Source organism: Agrobacterium albertimagni AOL15, assembly GCF_000300855.1.
Taxonomy (GTDB): domain Bacteria; phylum Pseudomonadota; class Alphaproteobacteria; order Rhizobiales; family Rhizobiaceae; genus Allorhizobium; species Allorhizobium albertimagni.
This window is the reverse complement of sequence record NZ_ALJF01000006.1, coordinates 259,849-279,356: the sequence shown is the minus strand read 5'-3', so window position 1 is coordinate 279,356 and position 19,508 is coordinate 259,849. Positions and strand designations below refer to the sequence as shown.

The following is a 19,508-nucleotide window of genomic DNA, read 5'->3' as shown; positions in this document are numbered from 1 at the left end:
ATGGTGGCTGACAACAACACTTTCGTCCGGCGGCTCGCCCTCTTCGGCATCCCGCTCGCCTTCGGGGTCATGGGGCTGAAGCTTTGCGCCTGGTGGGTGACGGGTTCGGTCGCGCTCCTGTCCGATGCGCTCGAATCCACGGTCAACGTCATTGCCGCCTTCCTCGCCTATTTCGTCATCCGCTATGCGCAGAAGCCGGCCGATGACGATCATCCCTATGGCCACCACAAGGCGGAATATCTCTCGGCCGTCCTCGAAGGTGTGCTGATCGTGGTCGCCGCTCTCCTCATCATCCGCGAGGCGATCCCGGCCCTTCAGAACCCGACCTTGCCCGACGCACCCTTCCTTGGGCTTGCGATCAACGGTCTTGCCGCTGTCATCAATGCCGCCTGGGCGACTGTTCTCATCCGCGTTGGCAGAAGCCATCGTTCCCCGGCACTTTCGGCCGATGGCCAGCACATCATGTCGGACGTCGTCACCTCCATCGGTGTGATCGTCGGTCTCCTGCTGGTGCTGGCGACTGGCCATGCAATCCTCGATCCGGTACTCGCCATCCTCGTTGCGCTCAACATCATCTGGCAGGGCTGGAAGGTGATTGCGCAATCCGTCGCCGGACTGATGGATGTGGCCGTTTCCCCCGAGGAAGCCGAGGCGATCCGGCAGGCGATCAAGGAGAATTCGGAAGGGTCGTTGGGCGTCCATTACCTGCGCTCGCGTCGGGCAGGGGCCGCGACCTTCGTCGCCTTCGACCTGGTCGTGCCCTCGACGATGAGTGTGCGCGACGCTCATCTCATCTGCGACCGGCTGGAAATGGCCGTGCATGATGCCGTACCCGGCACGCGCGTTACCATCCATGTCGAGCCGGAAAACGAGATGGCGCATGGCGCCGGCATCGAACTTAGCCGTTGAATGAAAAGGATCCCATCATGAGCAAGACCGATACCTCCGGGCTCACACAGCTCGGCCAGAGCGTCGATGCCCCGACCAGTCCCGAAGCCGCTACTCTCGAGCGCGTGCCGAACGGCAATGCGGGGACGGATTATGTCGTGCGCTTCACAGCGCCCGAATTCACCTCGCTCTGCCCGATGACCGGCCAGCCGGACTTTGCGCATATCGTCATCGACTACATCCCCGGCGACTGGCTGGTGGAATCCAAGTCGCTGAAGCTATTCCTGTTTTCTTTCCGCAATCACGGCGCCTTCCACGAGGATTGCTCGGTCTATATCGCCAAGCGCATCGTCGAGCTGCTCGATCCTAAATGGCTGCGCATCGGTGCCTACTGGTATCCGCGCGGCGGCATTCCGATCGACGTTTTCTGGCAGACCGGCGAGCCGCCGAAGGGTGTCTGGCTGCCAGAGCAGGGCGTCGCCACCTATCGCGGTCGGGGCTGATGGCAAAGGCTTCGGGTGACTTCGGTGTCCCGAAGCGCTAGCTTCCGCTCCATCGCATGCGTACCGGAGGCCTTCATGCCGAAATTTCTTGCCGTCTACACGATGAAGCACGAGGACTTCGCGCGCTTCCGCAGTCTGCCGAAGAGCGAGCAGGATGCAATCGATGCCGAGGGCATCCCGAAGTGGATCGCGTGGGAAGCGCGCAACGCTGCCGCCATCGTCAATCGCGGCGGCATGGTTGGTAAAACCACGCGCGTCACCAAAGAGGGCATTGCCCCGGCGACAAATGGGATCTGTGGCTATCTGATCGTCGAGGCGGAAACGGCAGAGGCGGCAGCCCGGCTTTTCGAAGACCATCCGCATATCACGGTCTTTCCCGGTGATGGCGTCGATATCATGCCCTTCGTTACCGATCCGCCGGAATGAGGCCTGCCCCTGCGGCATATCTCTCAGCACAAACGAAAACGGCGGCCGGCGAGCCGCCGTTTGTATCTTTGCGTCTTGAATTTAGGCTGGACCGCCTTCGCGTTCCGTGGCTCCCTGTGGTTGGAGGCATCGGGAGGGGAGACCCAAGTCCATGATGAAACTGCATTACAGTCGCAATCCCAATCCGCGGCTTGCCGTGGCTGTTGCCCGCCATCTGGGCGCGCCGGTCGAGTTCGTTTTTGCCGCGCCTTTCGCGCCCGGGCAGGCGGAGCGCTACCGGTCGCTCAATCCCAGCCTTTCCATTCCGATCCTCGAAGAGAAGGGGAGGCGCAGCCTGTGGGAGGCCGATGCGATCGCCTGCCGGCTGTCACGGCTTACCGGAACAGGCTTCTGGCGGACGGATGAGGACGAGCCGGACATGATCCGCTGGCTGAGTTGGGGCAAGGCGAATTTCGTTCGCGCCTGCGACATGGTGCATTTCGAATATGGGACCAAACAACGTTACGGGATCGGCCCTGTCGATGCAGCAAGGGTAGAGGAGGGGATCGAGACCTTTCGACAGTCGGCCGGCATTCTGGAGCTCGAACTTGAGGCGCGGCCCTTCCTGCTCGAGAGCGGCCTTTCCTATGCGGATTTTCGCATGGCGAGCTTCCTGCCCTTCAACGACGTTGCGGGGCTGCCGCTCACGGACTACCCGGCCGTCCTTACCTGGTACCGGCGGCTGGAGGCCCTGGCCGCCTGGGCCGACCCCTTCATGGGCCTGAACGCGCCCCTGCTTCCCCGCGCGCCGCTCGCCTCGGAAAGACCGGTTGCGCCGCGGCTGGAACCCATGGGCTGAGCTGCGGTTCGGCTTGTTTACCCCGACGGTGATCCCATATCTGAAAGAATGCCCAACACATGTCCGCCGCCACGGACAAGGAGTGCCATTTTGTTTTCCTTCGATAACAGTTACGCCCGCCTGCCGCAGAGTTTTCATCGGCCGGCGAGACCTGCCGCCGCGCGGGCGCCCGGACTGATCCGCTTCAATCATGCACTGGCCGAGGAGCTTGGGCTTGATCTCGAAGGTGCCGATGAGGCGCGTCTGGCGCAGGTCTTCGGTGGGCAGGTCATTCCCGTCGGGGCCGAGCCGCTGGCCCAGGCCTATGCCGGCCATCAGTTCGGCCATTTCAATCCGCAGCTCGGCGATGGGCGCGCGCTGCTGCTCGGCGAAGTCATCGACCGTGCCGGCAGGCGCCGCGACATCCAGCTCAAGGGCTCGGGCCCGACGGCCTTTTCGCGCAATGGCGACGGCATGGCAGCCCTTGGCCCGGTGCTTAGGGAATATATCGTGTCGGAAGCCTTTGCCGCCCTCGGCGTCCCCGCCACCCGGGCGCTCGCCGCCGTTTCGACGGGTGAACGGGTCGTCCGCGAGACCATGCTGCCAGGTGCGGTTTTCACCCGTGTTGCCGCAAGCCATGTCCGCGTGGGAACCTTCCAGTTCTTTGCCGCCCAAGGCGACGAGCAGGCGGTTCAGACGCTCGCAGACCACGTGATTGATCGCCATTATCCCGAGGCGCGCGAGACGGAGAACCCTTATCTCGCGATGCTCACCCAGGTTGCCGAACGTCAGGCGAGGCTGATCGCGCGCTGGCTCTCGATCGGCTTCATTCACGGGGTGATGAACACCGACAACATGGCGATCTCGGGCGAGACCATCGATTTCGGCCCTTGCGCCTTTCTCGATGAGTATGATCCGCGCAAGGTCTTTTCTTCGATCGATCAGCGCGGCCGTTATGCCTATGCCAACCAGCCCGGCATCGGCCAGTGGAATATCGCAAGGCTTGCCGAGTGCCTGCTGCCGCTCCTCGATGCGGATGAGGAGAAGGCGATCGAGGCGGCGAACGGCGTGCTGAAAGCATTCGGCGACGTCTTCCAGGACGCTTGGCTCGAACTCTTCAAGGCCAAGCTCGGTCTGACGGGCGAGGGGGCGGATGACCGGGTGCTGATCACGGATTTCCTCGAACTGATGCATCAGGGCGAGGCGGATTTCACGCTGACCTTTCGCATCCTGTCCAAGGTCGCCGGCGGCGCGGCCGTCGAGACGTTCACCGACCTCTTCGCCGTGCCGCCACCCGGCCTGTCCGACTGGCTCACCCGCTGGCGGGCCCGCATCGATGATGATCGCACAGCCGCCGAGCGCCAGGCAGAGATGGAGGCGGTCAATCCGGCGCTGATCGCCCGCAATCACCGGGTCGAAGAAGCGATCGCCGCTGCCGTTTACGGCGACTTCTCCTTCTTTCACCGGCTGGTCGACGCGCTTGCGACACCTTATGTCGAGGACCCTGATACAGCCGATCTGCGCGTGCCCCCAACGCCGGATCAGCGGGTGACGCGAACTTTCTGCGGGACGTGAGGGGGCAGGCGGTCTCCGATTGCGCGGTCGGTCGTGAAAAAGTCGAAAAACAGGCGCGGATTTAAGCAACTCAGCCTTGTATGAGTCGTTTGTCTTGCCCGACAACGGCATGCTTGATTTTCATGACCGGAATCCCTTTCATGCTCCGCTATTTCGAGACCATCATTGTTCCCACGGCCCGCGAAACGCCGGGCGATCCACCCGAAGGCCTTTTGAATTTCTACTGGTTCTTCGTGCGTCAGGCGAAGGGGCTGTTCATCGCGCTCCTCTTTGCCAGCCTGCTCGTTGCCATTGCCGATGCGGCGATCCCGGTGTTGATGGGGCGCCTCGTCGAGGTGTTGACCTCGACGCCGAAGGAGGAGGTCTTTGCCGAGGCCTCCGGTCTGATCTTCGGGTTGATCGTCCTTGTTCTTGTCATCCGCCCGCTGGTTACGACGCTGCAGGGCGTCGTTCTCAACCAGTCGATCGCGCCTGGCGTCACCAACATGGTGCGCTGGCAGAGCCACTGGCATGTCATCCGCCAGAACATCTCCTTCTTCCAGAACGACTTCGCCGGGCGCATCGGTTCGCGCATCCTGGAAATCGGTCACACGCTCAGAAGCTCCGTCGTCTCGATCATATCCGTCGTCTGGTATCTCGCAGCCCTCGGTGTGATCACATCGGCCTTCCTTGCTGCTGCCAGCTGGTGGCTGGTGCTGCCGGTTGCGCTCTGGACGCTCGCCTATATCGGCTTTCTCATCCTCATCGTGCCGCAGATCCGCCGTGGCTCGAAGGGTATTGCCTATGCGCGCTCCGAAATGGTCGGTCGTATCGTCGACAGCTATACCAACATCATGACGGTGAAGCTCTTCGCCCGCCCGGAAGAGGAGGACGCTTTTGTCCGCGAGAGCGTCGACAAGCACACTGCCCGCATGATCGTCCAGCATCGCTGGCTATCTCTGTTTTCCATCGGGCTTGCCATCCTCTCGGGCCTCCTGATTGCCGGCACGACCTGGGTCGCAGTTCAGCTTTGGGTGACTGGCGCTGTCGGCATCGATGTCGTTGCCATGGTCCTGCCGATGACGCTGCAGATCTCCGGTACCTCTGCCCGGGTGGCCCAGGAAATTACCCAGATCTCTGACCAGGTCGGCACCGTACACGAAGCAATGGACACGATCGCCAAGCCGCTCGGGCTCACCGACACACCCGCTGCCCGGCCCCTGGTCGTCACCGAGGGCGCGATCCGCTTCGACAATGTTTCCTTCCATTATGGCCGCAAGGGCGGGATCATCGAGAACCTCTCGCTCGACATCAAACCGGGAGAACGCATCGGTCTCGTCGGTCGCTCAGGCGCCGGGAAGTCGACGCTGATGAACCTGCTCCTGCGCTTCTACGACATCGAATCAGGCCGCATCACCATCGACGGGCAGGACGTTGCGCACACGACGCAGGCGAGCATCCGCCAGCATATTTCCGTCGTCACGCAGGACACCTCGCTCCTGCATCGCTCGATCCATGACAATATCGCCTATGGACGGCGATCGGCTTCCCGGGCCGAGGTCATCGAGGCGGCACGCCAGGCGCATGCGATCGACTTCATCGAACAGCTCACCGACTGGAATGGCCGTTCCGGCTTCGACGCGCATGTCGGCGAGCGCGGGGTCAAACTCTCCGGCGGCCAGCGCCAGCGCATCGCGATCGCCCGCGTCATCCTCAAGAACGCGCCGATCCTGATCCTCGACGAGGCGACTTCGGCGCTCGATTCGGAAGTCGAACAGGCGATCCAGACCAGCCTCGAAGGGCTGATGCAGGGTCGCACGGTGATCGCGATCGCCCATCGGCTGTCGACGATCGCTGCCATGGACCGCCTCGTCATCCTCGATAAGGGCCGGATCGTCGAGCAGGGCACGCATGCCGAACTGCTTGATCTCGGCGGTCATTATGCCGGCCTCTGGGCGCGGCAGTCGGGTGGGTTTCTCGAAGCGGAGGGGTGAAGGAGACTCTCGCCGTCATGGTTGCTGCCATAAAGAAAAAGGCGCCCCTTCCGAGGCGCCTTTTCTATTGACCGATGGATGCGGTCGATCAGATTGCCGAGGGCTGCAGCGTCATGGACGTGCCGGTTGCGGCGATGTTGAGGCCGATCTGGCCGGAGACGCTGACCGGCTGCAGGTGGATCGAGCCGGAGGTGCCGCCGAACAGCACGTTGGCGCCAACGCCGGCACCGACGGTCGCTTCTGCGGTCGCGCCGCCATAGAGGCCGCCGAGCGAGCCCTTGTGGTAACCGGCGGTCGGGGCGAAGACGGCCCAGATCACGCGGCTCTGGGTGGTGAAGCCGAGGTCGACGCCGAACTTCTTGATCGAACCGGAATAGGTGTCGAGCGGCTCGCCGTCGATGACGGAGGTGAAGGCGCAGTCCGCGGTCTTGGCAGAGCCGAGCACGTAGCCGAAGCCGCCGCCAATCTGGCAATCCAGGTAGCCGATGCGGACGCCACCGACACGGTCGCTTTCGATGACGACGGGGGCAGGGGCCGCGCCGGTCATATCGGCGGCGGTAGTGATGCCGGCCGAGGTGAGGACGGGGAGGGCGGCGAGGGTGAGCGTAACGAATTTCTTCATGGGATTTCTCCTTCCATGTTCGGCTGCCCGCGGGGAGGGTGGCCGTTTTCGGCTTCTCGGACAGCGTGGAACAACGCCTATCGGCAAAGATTGATCCAACTGAGGCTGAAGATAGGCGGCAAGGTGGCGATCCACCGGCTTATCGGCCTAAGGAGAACCGCCGCCGCGCCGGGCTGCCCTCACCGGAACATTTGCGCCGTTCGGCGCTTGTCCCGGACACCCAAGCCGGAGGCCTTCCCATGACGCTCACCCTTCCCGAACTCGCCAAGAAGATGCAGAAGATCGACTTCTGCATGATGATCACCAAGTCAGAATTCGGCGCCATCGCCAGCCGACCGATGAGCAATAATGGCGATGTCGATTATGACGGCGACAGCTATTTCTTCTCTTACACCGACACCCGCAAGATCCGCGAACTGACCGCTGATCCGACCGTGTCGCTTACCTTCACTGCCCCGCCAAGCCTGCTCGGCAAGCCCGGCATCTTCGTCGCTGTCGAAGGCCGCGCCAGCCTAATTGCCGACAAGTCCGTCTTCGAAGCCCATTGGATCAAGGACCTCGATCGCTGGTTTCCAGACGGCATCGACACACCCGGCATCATCATGATCAAGGTGGATGCCGAGACCATCCAGTATTGGGATGGCGAGGACAATGGCGTGATCCGCGTCTGATTTTCACCTTCGCCAAACACAAAAATGGGCGTCGACTGTTGTCGGCGCCCATTCTCGTTCCCGATGCGACATCCCTTCCGCCCATCGCGCCGCGATCAGACGGATTTTGCGGTGCAAACGGGTCGTGGGTCTCTTGCAGAATGTCGCAGACAGGCTGCAATTGTCTTTGCCCGCCTCTTAAGATCGGCGCCACATCATCCACTCCCAGACATCAGGGTTCACAAGGCTATGGCAGAGTTTCCGACCAAGGCGAAAGTCGTCATCATCGGTCTAGGCGGCATCGTCGGCGCATCGATCGCGTATCATCTCATCGAGCGCGGCTGGGACGATATCGTCGGCATCGATAAGTCGGGCATTCCGACCGACATCGGCTCGACGGCGCACGCCTCGGACTTCTGCTACACCACCTCCCACGACTATCTCTCGGTCTGGACCACCCAGTATTCGATCGATTTCTACGAGAAGATGGGCCACTACGCCCGCATCGGCGGTCTCGAAGTTGCGCGCACCGGCGACGATACCTGGATGGAAGAGATCAAGCGCAAGCTCTCCTCTGCACGCGCCTTCGGCACCCGCGCGCACTACGTCTCTCCGGCCGAAATCAAGAAACTCTTCCCGCTGATCGAGGAAGACCAGGTCATGGGCGGCATGTTCGATCCGGATGCCGGCCTCGTCGTTCCCCGCTCCCAGACCGTTGCCGGCAAGCTCGTCGATGCGGCTGAAAAATCCGGCAAGCTCACGATGTTCGGCAATACGCCGGCGAAATCGCTGATCGTCGAGGGTGGTCGCATCAAGGGCGTCGTCACCCATCGCGGCACCATCATGGCCGATCACGTCATTGTCTGCGCCGGTCTCTGGGGCCGGCTGATCGCGGAAATGGTTGGCGAAGACTTGCCCGTCATGCCGGTCGACCATCCGCTGACCTTCTTCGGTCCCTATAACGAGTTCGAAGGCACGGGCAAGGAAATCGGCTATCCGTTGCTGCGCGACCAGGGCAATTCCGCCTATATGCGCGATACCGGCGACCCGAAGACCACGGAGGGCGGTCAGATCGAATGGGGATATTACGAGCAGCACAATCCGCGCATGTGCCATCCGCGCGAACTCCTTGAAAAGCACGAGGCGCGCCTCTCGCCCTCGCAGCGCGACCTCGACATGGAGCAGATCCTCGAGCCGCTCGAAAAGGCGATGGAGCTCACCCCGATCCTCGGCGAGCTCGGCTATAACGAAAGCCATTCGTTCAACGGCCTTCTCCAGGTCTCCGCTGCCGGCGGCCCGTCCTGTGGCGAAAGCCAAAAGGTGCGCGGCCTCTGGTATTGCGTTGCCATCTGGGTCAAGGACGGCCCTGGCTACGGCAAGCTGATCGCCGACTGGATGACCGATGGCCGCACCGAGATCGACCACAACTCGATCGATTACGCCCGCTTCTACCCGCACCAGCTGACTGAAGACTTCATCGCCGGCCGCTGCTACGAGGCCGCCCAGAAGATCTACTTCCCGGCCGTTCACACCCGCGAGCCCTATGCATCGGGTCGCGGCGCCAAGCGTTCGCCGATGTATGAGCGCGAAGTCGAGCTCGGCGGCTACTTCATGGAACTCGGCGGCTGGGAGCGTGCGCATGGCTATGCCGCCAACGAGCACCTCCTGGAAAAATACGGCGACCGCGTTCCGGTTCGTGAAAACGAATGGGATAACAGGCACTTCTGGCGCGTCTCGAATGCCGAACATCTGGCGATGAGCGAGGATTGCGGCATCGTCAACCTCAGCCACTTCCACATGGTCGACATTGAAGGCCCAGATCATGTCGAGCTTCTCGAATGGCTCTGCGCTGCCAAGATCGGCGGTGATGCGAATATCGGCAAGGGCATCTACACCCACTTCCTCGATGACGAGGGCATGGTGCGCGCCGACTTCACCGTCTTCCGGCTCGCCGACCGCTGCCGCCTGGTGAACGGCGCCGACGCCGGCCCGCGCGACTTCCACTACATGAAGCGCGTGGCCCAGGATCGCGGCCTCGATGTCACCATCACCGACACCTCGGAGAAATACATCACCATCGGCATCTGGGGTCCGAATGCCCGCGTGACGCTCAAAAAGGCCGTCGCCGATCCTGCAGGCCTCGACCCTGAAAACTTCCCCTTCGCCGCGATCAAGCAGATCGAAATCGCGGGGAAATCCGTCACCGCCTTCCGCATCTCCTATGTCGGCGAGCAGGGCTGGGAACTGCACATGAAATACGAAGACGGCTTGGCCGTCTGGGATGCACTCCGCGCCACCGGCGTCATGGCCTTCGGCGTCGAGACCTATGCGAATTCGCGCCGCATGGAAAAGAGCCTGCGCCTGCAGAACGCCGATCTCTTGACTCAGTACAACCTGATCGAGGCGGATCTCGCGCGTCCCAAGGTCAAGGAAGCCGATTTCCGCGGCAAGGCCAAACATCTCGAATACAAAGCCCGCGACAAGCAACCGGCCATGCTCTGCACGCTTGTGATGACCGACAATGTCGACAGCAAGGGCGTCGCCCGCTACCCCGTCGGCTCCATGCCGGTGATGGACCCCGCGACTGGCGAAGTGCTGGTCGACAGCCTCGGACGGCGTTCCTACACGACATCGGTGGCCTATGGCCCGACGATCGGCAAGAACATCGCGCTTGCCTATCTGCCCGCGGAGTATTGCGAAGTGGGGCGGAAGCTGCACGTGGAATACTTCGCCGAGAGCTTCCCGGTCGAGGTTGCGGCGGTGGGGTATAAGCCGCTGTACGATCCGGAGAATTTGAAGCCCCGGAGTTGAGAGTAGGGCGGTTTTCTCAGAGAGTTTTGAACCCGTCGGTCGAGAGGCCGGCGGGTTTTTGCATGTAGCTAGGCGCCTCCCCCTCAACGGGGGAGATGGGTCATCGCACATGCGGCCTTCGCCCCTCATCCGCCCCTTCGGGGCACCTTCTCCCCGCAGGCGGGGAGAAGGCCACGACGGCCACCGCTTGGCTCTTTCCTCTCCCCGCCTGCGGGGAGAGGGCAGGGTGAGGGGCGAAGGCCACACGCTCGAAGCTAGCGGCGGGCTCCCGCTTCTCCCAAGCGCATAAAAGAGGGCTGTCTGCCAAGGAACATTTATCGCCAGGAACCATTGTTCCATCATTCAAACGACAACGGAGAGAAGACGATGGATCTGAATGGCGTGGGTATTCTCGGTGCAATCTTGATCGGCGGCCTCGCCGGTTGGCTGGCAGAGCGGTTCATGCGCAGCAATATGGGGCTCGTGATGAACATTGTGCTGGGTATCGTGGGCGCCATTGCGCTCAACTTCATCCTGGCTGCCGTGTTCAACGTGGCCTTTGGTGGGGCTATCGCCTATCTGATCATCGGCTTTATCGGTGCCTGCATGCTGATTGCCGTCGGCAGAATGGTTCGACGATAAATCGCGTCACTACCCCTCGATTTTCCGAGATCGAGGGGGATGTATCCGAGACATTCCCGAATGAAAACAAGGGCGGAGATGATGTTTCATCCCCGCCCTTTTTTCTTCTCGTAGACTTGGAGCCGTCCCGCCCTCGGATACACCTGACGATGCGATGTCAGGCGGGGCCGGCGCCGGGGGCGAGCACTCTCGCAGGTGCAAATCCCCGGCCCGCTGGAACCCTCATCCTGAGGTGCCCGACCTCGTCGGACCTCGAAGGGTGAGGCCACCTATACAATGAGAAAGAGGGATGCTTCGAGGCCCGCGCTTCACGCGGGCACCTCAGCATGAGGGTGTCGAGACGCATGCGCGGAACCCATCTCCCCCTTGGTGGGGGAGAAAGCGATTTCGATGAATTAGGCGAGCGTAAGCGGCCTAAACATCTGAAATCGCAAGTGAGGGGGTCCGTTCGTCGTGCCACCATCACCGATCCCCTCACCAACAAAATCTAAGGTTTAGCCCTGATCGGGCTAAGCCCTCGATTTTGTAACCTCTCCCACAAGGGGAGAGGGGACCCAAAAACAATTCGTTCTCTCTTGAACAAACCACCGTAAAACGCCCACATTGAACGAGAACAACGAAAAGGAAACGGCCATGGACGGACAGGTATCGCCGAAAGCAGAGATCGCAGATCCCGCCGCGCGCATCGCATCCCTGCTTGCTACCCAGAAAGCCGCCTGGGCCGCCGACGTTACCCCCAGCCATGCCATCCGCGACGATCGCCTGGCGCGGCTCGACCGGATGGTCGACGCCTGGCAGGAGCGTTTCGCCGTGGCGATCTCTGAGGACTTCGGCAATCGGCCGGCGGTCGTCACCACGCTCACCGACATCGTCCCGGTGCGCGCCGCGATCCGCCATGCGCGCAAACAGCTGAAGCGCTGGATGCGGTCGCGCCGCGTGTCGCTCGCCTGGACCGGCAAGCCGGCCTCGGCGGTGATCTTACGCCAGCCGCTCGGCGTGGTCGGGATCGTGGCCCCCTGGAACTATCCGCTCAACCTGATGCTGTCTCCCTTGGTCGGCGCGCTTGCGGCTGGCAATCGGGCGATGTTGAAGCCGTCGGAACTGACGCCTGCCTTTTCCGAGGTTTTGGCAAAGGCAATCGCTGAAACGTTTTCCGAGGACGAGGTCGTCGTGGTCACCGGCGGGCCGGAGGTGGCGACAGCCTTCACATCAGCCCCCTTCGACCACCTGATCTTCACCGGCTCGACCGCGGTCGGCCGGAAGGTGGCGGAAGCGGCGGCGAAGAATCTGACGCCTGTTACCCTCGAGCTCGGCGGCAAGTCGCCCGCCATCCTCGATGCCTCCGTGCAGTTCGACAAGGCCGTGCCGCGCCTCGTCTGGGGCAAGCTTTTGAATTCCGGCCAGACCTGTGTTGCGCCCGATTATGCGCTGGTGCCGCGCGAACGGATTGCCGATTTCGTCGCCGCTTTGAAGGAGGAGGTTGCCCGGCAGTATCCCGGGCTTCCTGCCAATGCCGATTACACCTCGATCATCAGCCCAAGGCATTTTTCGCGGCTCACCCGGCTGGTCGAGGAGGCGCGCGACCGAGGTGCGGAGGTGGTCGAGCTTGCCGGTTCGCATGACGGCGAGCGACGGGTATTCTCGCCGGTCGCGCTGATTGGAGCGTCTGATGAGACCGCGGTGATGTCGGAAGAGATCTTCGGGCCGATCCTGCCGATCGTGCCCTATGACACACTGGACGAGGCGATCGCCTATATCAACCAGCGCGACCGGCCGCTGGCGCTCTACTGGTTCGGCGAAGACAAGGCGGCGAAGGAGCGGGTTTTGACCGGAACGATCGCCGGTGGCGTGACGATCAACGACACGATCCTGCATCTCGCCCAGGACGACCTGCCCTTTGGCGGTGTCGGGGCCTCCGGTTACGGCGCTTATCACGGCGAAGCGGGCTTCCTGGCGCTCAGCAAAGAAAAGCCGGTGCTCAAGCAGTCGGCCATCTCGGGCGTGAAATTCCTCTATCCGCCTTATGGGCGTATGGCGCAGTGGATGCTGAAACTGCTCGGCCGCTTCGGCTGAGTGATCAGGCTTGCCGGTCAGCCGGCAGCAAGGCGGGGCGTGGGCCGTTCCGGGGGCGGCATCGGCTTCGGCTTCGGGGCCAGCACCGAGAGTTCGAAATCGGCGAGCGGCATGGGGCGGCCGAAGAGATAGCCCTGGAAGACCCGGCAGCCGGTCGATTTCAGAAAAGCGAGCTGCGCCTGGGTTTCGACGCCCTCGGCGACGGTTTCGAGGCCGAGATCGGTGGCGATTGCACGGATGGAACGCACGAGGGCGGCGTCGCGGTCGTTTTCGGCGGCGGCCGTGACGAAGCTGCGGTCTATCTTCAGCTCGCTCACCGGCAGGCGGCGCAGATAGGCAAGCGAGGAAAAGCCGGTGCCGAAATCGTCGAGCGAGAAAGTAAGGCCAAGCCTCTTCAGGGATGCCATCTTTTCCGCGACGGGTTCGAGCCCGGCGATCAAGACGCTTTCGGTGAGTTCGAGCCTCAGTCGTGTAGCATCGATGTGGTGGCGGGCGAGCAAGTCCCGCAGCGTTGTTTCGAAATCGGCCTCGTTGAACTGGCTGGCACTGACATTGACCGAAAGCGTGAGGCGCCCGAGCTTCGGATCGGCTTGCCAGCGGGAAAGCGTCGCCAGCGCCTCCTCCAGCACGAAACTGCCGACGAGCGGCATCAGCCCGACTTCTTCGGCAGCGGGGATGAAGATGGAAGGCGGTATGGGACCCTTGGCTGGGTGATGCCAGCGCAGCAGGGCTTCGGCGCCCGTGATCTCGCCCATCCCATCGACCTGCGGCTGGAAGGCGAGGCTGAGCTCGCCATGCCGGAGTGCCGCCACCAGATCGCGGGCGATGCCGCGGGGCGCCGAGAGCCGTTGCTGCAGGGCGTAGATGGCAGTGCAGAAGATGAGGGCGGCCATGGTGGGATTGAGCCAGACGCCGATGCGGTGCAGGTCCGGGGGAACCGGCTGGGCGAAGGGGAGCCGCAGATCGGCAGCATGCAGGACGACAAATGCGACAAGGCTTGCGGCGATCACCGACAGCTGCAGACGGGACGGGCGGCGCAGGTGGTTGAGATAGGCGAGCATGCCGAGCACCGGCAGGAAGAGATGGGTGACGCGCGGCGCGCCATTCTGCGGCACGTCGAACATCAGGCAGAAGCCGATGACGAAAAAGAGGAAGCTGATCTGCGCGACGAGAAGAAAGAGATCGAGCCGTCGGCGGGTGACGAGCGCGAAGCAGACTAGGGCAGCGATCACCGGAAAGAATTCGGCGAAGGCCAGCAACGGATAGCCCCTGACCAGGAATATCACCGTCCAGAACAGTGCGAAGCCACCCACGGCAAGGGTCACGGCCTGATAGACCCGGATGACGCGATCCGCATTGTCCTCCTGATTGCCCCTGCCGAACATCATCCGCGAAAATCGTCCCTTCGGGGCCCGGTTAGGCCTCTCTGGCACGGTGATCCAAGTGCTTTCGGAGGCTGAAATTCAGGATACCCTAACTTAGCCCGCTAAAGAAACCATGTATCTCGATGGTCAAGTTTTTCTGTTCGTCAAGAAATCTCGCGAGCCGAACGATGTTCGGGGCGGCCCATCTCGCGATGAACCGCCCCACCGGACCTTGATGGTCCGTCCTCCCCCCGGAGACTGAGCAGCCGGATTTTCAGCCGGCCTTGGCGACCTTCATGACGTCGGGATCGTAGACGCGGCCAAAGCGGTTGGCGAGAAAAGCGGGAAGCTCGATCTCTTCCTGGCGGACGAAGCCGGCCTGGGGCAGGGTGCCGTCGGCCAGCAGATCGAGCACGGTGCAGATGCCGGCGGCCGTGGTGATCTGGATGGCGCTCATCTTTTTGCCTGCGACGACGCCGGCATAGACCTTGTTGGCACAGGTTTCCTGCAGGTAGCGGCCATCCTTCCAGCCGCAGACGGTGACGAAAACGACGACGACGTCCTGCATGGTGGCGGGCAGGGCGTTTTCGAAGAGGTCCTTCAGCACATCGCGACGGTTTTTCAGGTTGAAGTCGTTCAGAAGTGCCTTGATGATCGCCTGATGGCCGGGATAGCGGATTGTGCGGTAGTTCATCGTGCGCACCCGGCCTTCCAGCGTCTTCGCCAGCGTGCCGAGACCGCCAGAGGTGTTGAAGGCCTCATAGGTGACGCCGTCGAGCGAGAATTCCTCGCGCTCTTCCATGGCCGGCACGATCGTCAGCTTGCCTTCAACGATTGCCTCGCAGGGCTCGATGTATTCGTTGATCAGCCCGTCTGTCGACCAGGTGAGATTGTAGTTCAGCGCATTCGACGGGTATTGCGGAAGCGCCCCGACGCGCATGCGCACCGTGTCCAGCGTGTCGAAATGTTTCGTCAGGTCGTTGGCGACGATGGAGATGAAACCGGGGGCGAGACCGCATTGGGGGATGAAGGCGGAGCGTGCGCCGCGGGCGAGTTCCTCGACCTTGCGGGTCGTCGCCACGTCTTCCGTGAGGTCGAGATAGTGCGTCGCGGTGCGGGCGGCACTTTCGGCGATGGCACCGGTCAGGTGGAAAGGGGCGGCGGAGAGAACGGCGAACTGGCCAGCAAGGGCCGCGTCGATGGCCGTCGCGTCCGATATGTCGAGTTCCAGTGTCTTGACCGCCGAATGGGTGTCGAGCTTTGCCAGCTGTTCGGCGCTGCGGTCGGCGACTGTCACCGCGTAGTCGCCGGTTTCGGCCAGCATGCGGGCAATTGCGCCGCCGATCTTGCCCGCGCCGATGATGGTGATGTTCTTCATGGTTGCCCCTCGCATGCTTCATGTCCGTAAATCGGACAAGGTGTCATTTGTCGAAGCAGTGTGCGGGCGGAGGCTGTCGATTCCAAGTGACGATCTGATCAGATTGCGGTATCAATACGGACGTATCGACGAACAAGTTGGGCAAAATGCAGATCACGGACAAGGATCGGGAGTTGCTCTCCCTGCTTTCGGAGAATGCGCGGATGCCGGTGGCGGAGCTCGCGAGGCGGCTCAATCTTTCCCGCACCACCGTTCAGGCCCGGCTTGAGCGGCTGGAAGCGCAGGGGGTGATTGCCGGCTATCAGGTGCGGCTCTCCGATGCCTATCACAGCGAGCTGATCCGGGCGCATGTGATGATTACCATTGCACCAAAGGCTTTGACGGTGGTGACCAGAGAACTCACCGCCATCCGCGAAGTGGCCGCACTCTATTCAGTCAACGGTCCTTACGACCTGATCGCCATCGTCGCTGCGCCATCAATCTCGGAGCTAGACCGATTGATCGACCGGATCGGCGAATTGTCCGGTGTCGAGCGGACGCTGTCGTCGATCATCCTGTCGACGCGGATATCGCGGTAGGTGTCAGCCCGGTTCCAAACGGACCGCGCGGCCGGCATAGAAGATCCTGATGATCGTGACGGTCTGGTCCTCCACGAGGAAGGCACTCGAGGCTCGACGACGGTAACCGACGACCCTCAGACCAGACGCAACGTCCTCCCGGCTGGTCCCTCGCTCCGGAAACAGAGCGAATCCTTCGCAATAGTCGACGAGATCGTCGATGAAGCGTCGGGTCGTTCGCTCTCCGGCCCGCGGCAGCAGATAGTCCAGAAGTTCGGCGATGTCGCTGATCGCCTTCGGGCTGAAGACGACGACGCGAGTCATTCGCTGCGACGAGACAGCTGTTCACTCAGATGCCCGTGGAGTAGCTGTCGTGCATTCCCCGAGTGGACTGAGCTTTCAGGGGCCTTGCGCATTTCCTCAATGGTCGGGATCACGTCCCGATGCAGCCATTGCTCAAGATCCTCGTCCCGCTGCGACAGTGCGTCCAGGCCTTCCAGTATGGCAGCCTCACGACTGTCGAAGCGCCCAGTTCGAACTGCAGCGTCAATTCTTTCGACGGTCTGTTTCGACAGCGGCAATGCGACGGCTGCGTTTTCGGACATGGCTCTATCTCCTGACTGCCAGCATACCACCCTGCAGCAGAACAATGAACCATGTGTTCTCGGGTGCAGCGATCGATTACGCCGCCTTGAGCTCCGCCCGTGCCAAGGCCCGCTCCAGCGCTGCAATGCAGGTTTCGTCGTGGTGGCGGCCGGCGCCTTCCCGGAGGATGGCGAGTGCCTTTTCGACCGGCATGGCGGCGCGGTAGGGGCGGTCGGCGGTGAGCGCATCGAAGACATCGGCGGTTGCGACGATGCGGGTTTCGAAGGAAATCTGTTCGCCTTTGAGGCCGCGGGGATAGCCGGAGCCGTCGAGCTTTTCGTGATGGGCACCGCCGATCAAAGCGAGATCGGCGAAGGCTGCGACGCGTGATAGGATGGTCTCGGAAAACTCTGCGTGGCGCTGCATTTGTTGCCACTCTTCGCCCTCCAGCCGGCCCGGCTTGTCGAGCACGCTGTTGGAAACGCCGAGCTTGCCGATGTCATGCAGCAGGGCAGCACGCTTCAGGCGGCGGCGCTCGGGCAATGCCATGCCCATTTCCTCGGCGATCATGTCGGTAAACAGCGCGACGCGATCGCTATGCCCCGAGGTGAAGGGGCTCTTGGCATCGATGACGCGGGCAAAGCCTGCGGCGATATCATCGAGATAACATTCGTCGGCCATCACTGCCTGGCGCCCCGGTTCAAGCGCCAGCACATAGGCTTCGAGATTGTCGGAGCCGAGCTCGGCGAAGAAGACCGGGGTGGCGAGCCTTTCGAAGATGGTCACTAGTTCCGGATCGAACCAGCTGCCAGCACGCTTCTTCACTTCGACAAGGGCTGCTTCCGGGCCCTGATGGACGAAGAAGACGTCGATCACTTGGGCCATGAGTGCGATGCGGGCGAAAAGATGGATTTCCGCACCCTTGCGGCCGAGCGGCTGGCCGCCGCCATCGACATGTTCATCGAGATCGAGAATGCCCTTGGCCACTTCTTCGGAAAAACGCATCTGCCGGGCGATCTCGGCGCCGCGCTGGCAGCGCGTCTGGATGAGGCTGGTCGAAATCTCGCCGCCATTCTTGAAGACATTGAGGATGCCGCGGAAACGCTCGGCCAGCCCTGCCTCCATGCCGGTGTGGGAGAGCACGAATTTCAGGATCTGCGGGAAGGAGCCGTCGACCAGCTTGAAATCGCGTTTGAACTTCAGGTCATCGGCCAGATAGAGCTCGCAGATGCGGGCGGCATTCGACGAGCAGCCGAGATCCTTCAAAAGCAGGGTGTAATAGAGATCGCGCAGCGCCTGTTCATCGAGGCCGAGCGCCTGGCCGATGCGCGTGCCGATGAAGCAGCAGCGCACGCAATGGCCGGCCGGCTGGCCCTCGGTCATGTCGAGCGCGTGGCTCAAGGCCTCGATCAGTTCTGCCAGGCGGATGGTCTCGGTCATGGGCGCTCCTTGGGTAAGGCAAGCTAACCCGCTAATATTAAGAACAGGTGTTGGACAGGGTTCGACAAGGCCCTCGCGTCAACCTCCTGTTCATCGCTTCCGTGCTTGTCTTTTTCCCGCATTGTCTTAAGCCATGAGACGCACTATGTGCGGATAAGCCAAACCAACGAGGACTGTCCCCTGTGATGAACGAAGACGAAGACGACAAGAGCAAGGAACTGCCGATCGGCAAGGAAACGGAAGCGAACCTCTTCAAGTCGCGTTCGATCTTCATCTATGGCGGTATCACCATGGAGCTGGCGCAGAAGGTCTGCACGCAGCTCGTCGCGCTCGCTGCCGCATCGGATGAAGACATCCGCGTGTTCGTCTGCTCGCCGGGCGGTCATGTGGAAGCCGGTGACGCGATCCATGACATGATCAAGTTCATCAAGCCGAAGGTCTGGATCATCGCGACCGGTTGGGCTGCATCTGCCGGCTCACTGATTTTCGTCGCGGTGCCGAAGGAGCGTCGCTTGGCGCTGCCGAACACCCGCTTCCTGATGCACCAGCCGTCTGGCGGCACACGCGGCATGGCCTCCGACATTGAGATCCAGGCCCGCGAAATCATCAAGATGAACGAGCGCCTGATCAAGATCTACGCGAAGGCCACCGGCCAGAGCCAGGAGAAGATCGCCAAGGATATCGACCGCGACTACTGGCTGTCGGCCGAAGATGCCGTCACCTATGGCCTGGTCGGCAAGATCATCGAAAGCCACGCCGATATCGGCTGATCGGTTTTTGCCGCGAATACAAAAAAAAGCCGCCGGAGCGATCCGGCGGCTTGTTCGTTTCAGGCTCTTTCGATCAGATCAGCGGGCAGCCGCGACGGTTGGCGAAACGCAGCTGTTCGGGGCCGCGACGGGTGAAGCCGCGAACAGTGATGCTGCGATCGGTGACGCGCACCACTTCGGCGCGGCGCAGGCCCTCCTGGGCTGCTGCACGCTGGGCTTCGCGCGGGCTGCAGCCGCGATCGCGACGGTCACGATCACGGTCTCGGATGATCGGGCGCACACCATCGGGGCCAACGCGCAGTTCGATCCCTTGCGCGGATGCCGGGGCGGCGAAGGGGGCTGCGAGCGGAAGGCCGGCGAGGGCGAGCGTGGTAACAAGCGCTGCGCGCAGGAACTTGGCGGACATGATGAGGCTCCTTTGATGTCGTGGCGGAGAAAGTCGCAGGAAGCCCGAA

At 62.2% G+C, this 19,508-nt stretch carries 19 protein-coding genes; 12 read left to right on the top strand and 7 right to left on the bottom strand.

Translation table 11 applies throughout. The features are described from left to right. The 6 genes from QWE_RS08400 to QWE_RS08375 all read left to right on the top strand — a co-directional run bounded on the left by QWE_RS08400 (position 1) and on the right by QWE_RS08375 (position 6,182). Entirely contained in the window at positions 1-909 is a 909-nt protein-coding gene (locus QWE_RS08400; protein ID WP_006725681.1) for a cation diffusion facilitator family transporter, read from the top strand. A gap of 17 nt (positions 910-926) precedes the next feature. Further along, complete coding sequence (queF, locus tag QWE_RS08395) at positions 927-1,391, top strand: preQ(1) synthase (RefSeq protein WP_006725680.1); 465 nt, start codon at positions 927-929, stop codon at positions 1,389-1,391. Between the two features lie 75 nt (positions 1,392-1,466). Further along, complete coding sequence (locus QWE_RS08390) at positions 1,467-1,817, top strand: hypothetical protein (RefSeq protein ID WP_006725679.1); 351 nt, start codon at positions 1,467-1,469, stop codon at positions 1,815-1,817. A 154-nt stretch (positions 1,818-1,971) separates the two neighbouring features. Then, a complete protein-coding gene (locus QWE_RS08385; protein ID WP_052018126.1) occupies positions 1,972-2,655 on the top strand; it encodes a glutathione S-transferase family protein in 684 nt (227 codons plus the stop codon). A 48-nt stretch (positions 2,656-2,703) separates the two neighbouring features. Then, positions 2,704-4,209, top strand: coding sequence for a protein adenylyltransferase SelO (locus QWE_RS08380; RefSeq protein WP_052018101.1), 1,506 nt, complete (start codon positions 2,704-2,706; stop codon positions 4,207-4,209). A gap of 140 nt (positions 4,210-4,349) precedes the next feature. Continuing rightward, positions 4,350-6,182: an ABC transporter ATP-binding protein gene (locus QWE_RS08375; protein WP_006725676.1), complete on the top strand. Its 1,833-nt coding sequence runs from the start codon at positions 4,350-4,352 to the stop codon at positions 6,180-6,182. Between the two features lie 88 nt (positions 6,183-6,270). On the opposite strand, the gene QWE_RS08370 is transcribed toward QWE_RS08375, so the two are convergent. Continuing rightward, positions 6,271-6,804, bottom strand: coding sequence for a DUF992 domain-containing protein (locus QWE_RS08370; RefSeq protein WP_006725675.1), 534 nt, complete (start codon positions 6,802-6,804; stop codon positions 6,271-6,273). A 239-nt stretch (positions 6,805-7,043) separates the two neighbouring features. Between QWE_RS08370 and QWE_RS08365 the strand changes: the two genes are divergently transcribed. The 4 genes from QWE_RS08365 (at position 7,044) to QWE_RS08350 (ending at position 12,959) form a co-directional block, all read left to right on the top strand. Continuing rightward, entirely contained in the window at positions 7,044-7,475 is a 432-nt protein-coding gene (locus QWE_RS08365) for a pyridoxamine 5'-phosphate oxidase family protein (RefSeq protein WP_006725674.1), read from the top strand. Positions 7,476-7,703: 228 nt separating this feature from the next. Next, entirely contained in the window at positions 7,704-10,265 is a 2,562-nt protein-coding gene (locus QWE_RS08360) for a GcvT family protein (protein ID WP_006725673.1), read from the top strand. Between the two features lie 366 nt (positions 10,266-10,631). Beyond that, entirely contained in the window at positions 10,632-10,886 is a 255-nt protein-coding gene (locus QWE_RS08355) for a GlsB/YeaQ/YmgE family stress response membrane protein (protein WP_006725672.1), read from the top strand. A gap of 633 nt (positions 10,887-11,519) precedes the next feature. Further along, positions 11,520-12,959 (top strand): coniferyl aldehyde dehydrogenase, encoded by a 1,440-nt coding sequence (locus tag QWE_RS08350; protein WP_006725671.1) that lies wholly within the window; start codon positions 11,520-11,522, stop codon positions 12,957-12,959. Between the two features lie 17 nt (positions 12,960-12,976). On the opposite strand, the gene QWE_RS08345 is transcribed toward QWE_RS08350, so the two are convergent. Together QWE_RS08345 and QWE_RS08340 are read right to left on the bottom strand one after the other, a co-directional pair. Beyond that, positions 12,977-14,347, bottom strand: a complete 1,371-nt coding sequence (locus tag QWE_RS08345; protein ID WP_006725670.1) for a putative bifunctional diguanylate cyclase/phosphodiesterase — start codon at positions 14,345-14,347, stop codon at positions 12,977-12,979. 250 nt (positions 14,348-14,597) lie between these two features. Next, positions 14,598-15,701, bottom strand: a complete 1,104-nt coding sequence (locus tag QWE_RS08340) for a saccharopine dehydrogenase family protein (protein ID WP_006725669.1) — start codon at positions 15,699-15,701, stop codon at positions 14,598-14,600. Positions 15,702-15,847: 146 nt separating this feature from the next. Between QWE_RS08340 and QWE_RS08335 the strand changes: the two genes are divergently transcribed. After that, positions 15,848-16,279, top strand: coding sequence for an Lrp/AsnC family transcriptional regulator (locus tag QWE_RS08335; RefSeq protein ID WP_006725668.1), 432 nt, complete (start codon positions 15,848-15,850; stop codon positions 16,277-16,279). Positions 16,280-16,282: 3 nt separating this feature from the next. On the opposite strand, the gene QWE_RS08330 is transcribed toward QWE_RS08335, so the two are convergent. The 3 genes from QWE_RS08330 to QWE_RS08320 form a co-directional block, all read right to left on the bottom strand. Beyond that, entirely contained in the window at positions 16,283-16,582 is a 300-nt protein-coding gene (locus QWE_RS08330; protein WP_006725667.1) for a type II toxin-antitoxin system RelE/ParE family toxin, read from the bottom strand. Next, positions 16,579-16,863, bottom strand: coding sequence for a hypothetical protein (locus QWE_RS08325; protein WP_006725666.1), 285 nt, complete (start codon positions 16,861-16,863; stop codon positions 16,579-16,581). The genes QWE_RS08330 and QWE_RS08325 overlap by 4 nt, the downstream gene beginning before the upstream one ends. Before the next feature lie 76 nt (positions 16,864-16,939). After that, on the bottom strand, positions 16,940-18,283 hold the full coding sequence (locus tag QWE_RS08320; RefSeq protein ID WP_006725665.1) for an HD-GYP domain-containing protein: 1,344 nt from the start codon (positions 18,281-18,283) through the stop codon (positions 16,940-16,942). 185 nt (positions 18,284-18,468) lie between these two features. On the opposite strand from QWE_RS08320, the gene QWE_RS08315 reads away from it, so the two are divergent. Next, the gene (locus QWE_RS08315) at positions 18,469-19,053 is read left to right on the top strand and encodes an ATP-dependent Clp protease proteolytic subunit (RefSeq protein WP_006725664.1); all 585 of its coding nucleotides are present in this window, start codon (positions 18,469-18,471) and stop codon (positions 19,051-19,053) included. Positions 19,054-19,126: 73 nt separating this feature from the next. Here the strand turns inward: QWE_RS08315 and QWE_RS08310 are convergent, their stop codons facing one another. After that, complete coding sequence (locus tag QWE_RS08310) at positions 19,127-19,459, bottom strand: hypothetical protein (RefSeq protein WP_006725663.1); 333 nt, start codon at positions 19,457-19,459, stop codon at positions 19,127-19,129. Positions 19,460-19,508: the final 49 nt, after the last annotated feature.

Coding starts and splice junctions, on each gene's coding strand:
- QWE_RS08400 (WP_006725681.1), top strand. CDS start 1: ATGGTGGCTGACAACAACACTTTCGTCCGGCGGCTCGCCCTCTTCGGC.
- queF (WP_006725680.1), top strand. CDS start 927: ATGAGCAAGACCGATACCTCCGGGCTCACACAGCTCGGCCAGAGCGTC.
- QWE_RS08390 (WP_006725679.1), top strand. CDS start 1,467: ATGCCGAAATTTCTTGCCGTCTACACGATGAAGCACGAGGACTTCGCG.
- QWE_RS08385 (WP_052018126.1), top strand. CDS start 1,972: ATGAAACTGCATTACAGTCGCAATCCCAATCCGCGGCTTGCCGTGGCT.
- QWE_RS08380 (WP_052018101.1), top strand. CDS start 2,704: ATGCCCAACACATGTCCGCCGCCACGGACAAGGAGTGCCATTTTGTTT.
- QWE_RS08375 (WP_006725676.1), top strand. CDS start 4,350: ATGCTCCGCTATTTCGAGACCATCATTGTTCCCACGGCCCGCGAAACG.
- QWE_RS08370 (WP_006725675.1), bottom strand. CDS start 6,804: ATGAAGAAATTCGTTACGCTCACCCTCGCCGCCCTCCCCGTCCTCACC.
- QWE_RS08365 (WP_006725674.1), top strand. CDS start 7,044: ATGACGCTCACCCTTCCCGAACTCGCCAAGAAGATGCAGAAGATCGAC.
- QWE_RS08360 (WP_006725673.1), top strand. CDS start 7,704: ATGGCAGAGTTTCCGACCAAGGCGAAAGTCGTCATCATCGGTCTAGGC.
- QWE_RS08355 (WP_006725672.1), top strand. CDS start 10,632: ATGGATCTGAATGGCGTGGGTATTCTCGGTGCAATCTTGATCGGCGGC.
- QWE_RS08350 (WP_006725671.1), top strand. CDS start 11,520: ATGGACGGACAGGTATCGCCGAAAGCAGAGATCGCAGATCCCGCCGCG.
- QWE_RS08345 (WP_006725670.1), bottom strand. CDS start 14,347: ATGATGTTCGGCAGGGGCAATCAGGAGGACAATGCGGATCGCGTCATC.
- QWE_RS08340 (WP_006725669.1), bottom strand. CDS start 15,701: ATGAAGAACATCACCATCATCGGCGCGGGCAAGATCGGCGGCGCAATT.
- QWE_RS08335 (WP_006725668.1), top strand. CDS start 15,848: ATGCAGATCACGGACAAGGATCGGGAGTTGCTCTCCCTGCTTTCGGAG.
- QWE_RS08330 (WP_006725667.1), bottom strand. CDS start 16,582: ATGACTCGCGTCGTCGTCTTCAGCCCGAAGGCGATCAGCGACATCGCC.
- QWE_RS08325 (WP_006725666.1), bottom strand. CDS start 16,863: ATGTCCGAAAACGCAGCCGTCGCATTGCCGCTGTCGAAACAGACCGTC.
- QWE_RS08320 (WP_006725665.1), bottom strand. CDS start 18,283: ATGACCGAGACCATCCGCCTGGCAGAACTGATCGAGGCCTTGAGCCAC.
- QWE_RS08315 (WP_006725664.1), top strand. CDS start 18,469: ATGAACGAAGACGAAGACGACAAGAGCAAGGAACTGCCGATCGGCAAG.
- QWE_RS08310 (WP_006725663.1), bottom strand. CDS start 19,459: ATGTCCGCCAAGTTCCTGCGCGCAGCGCTTGTTACCACGCTCGCCCTC.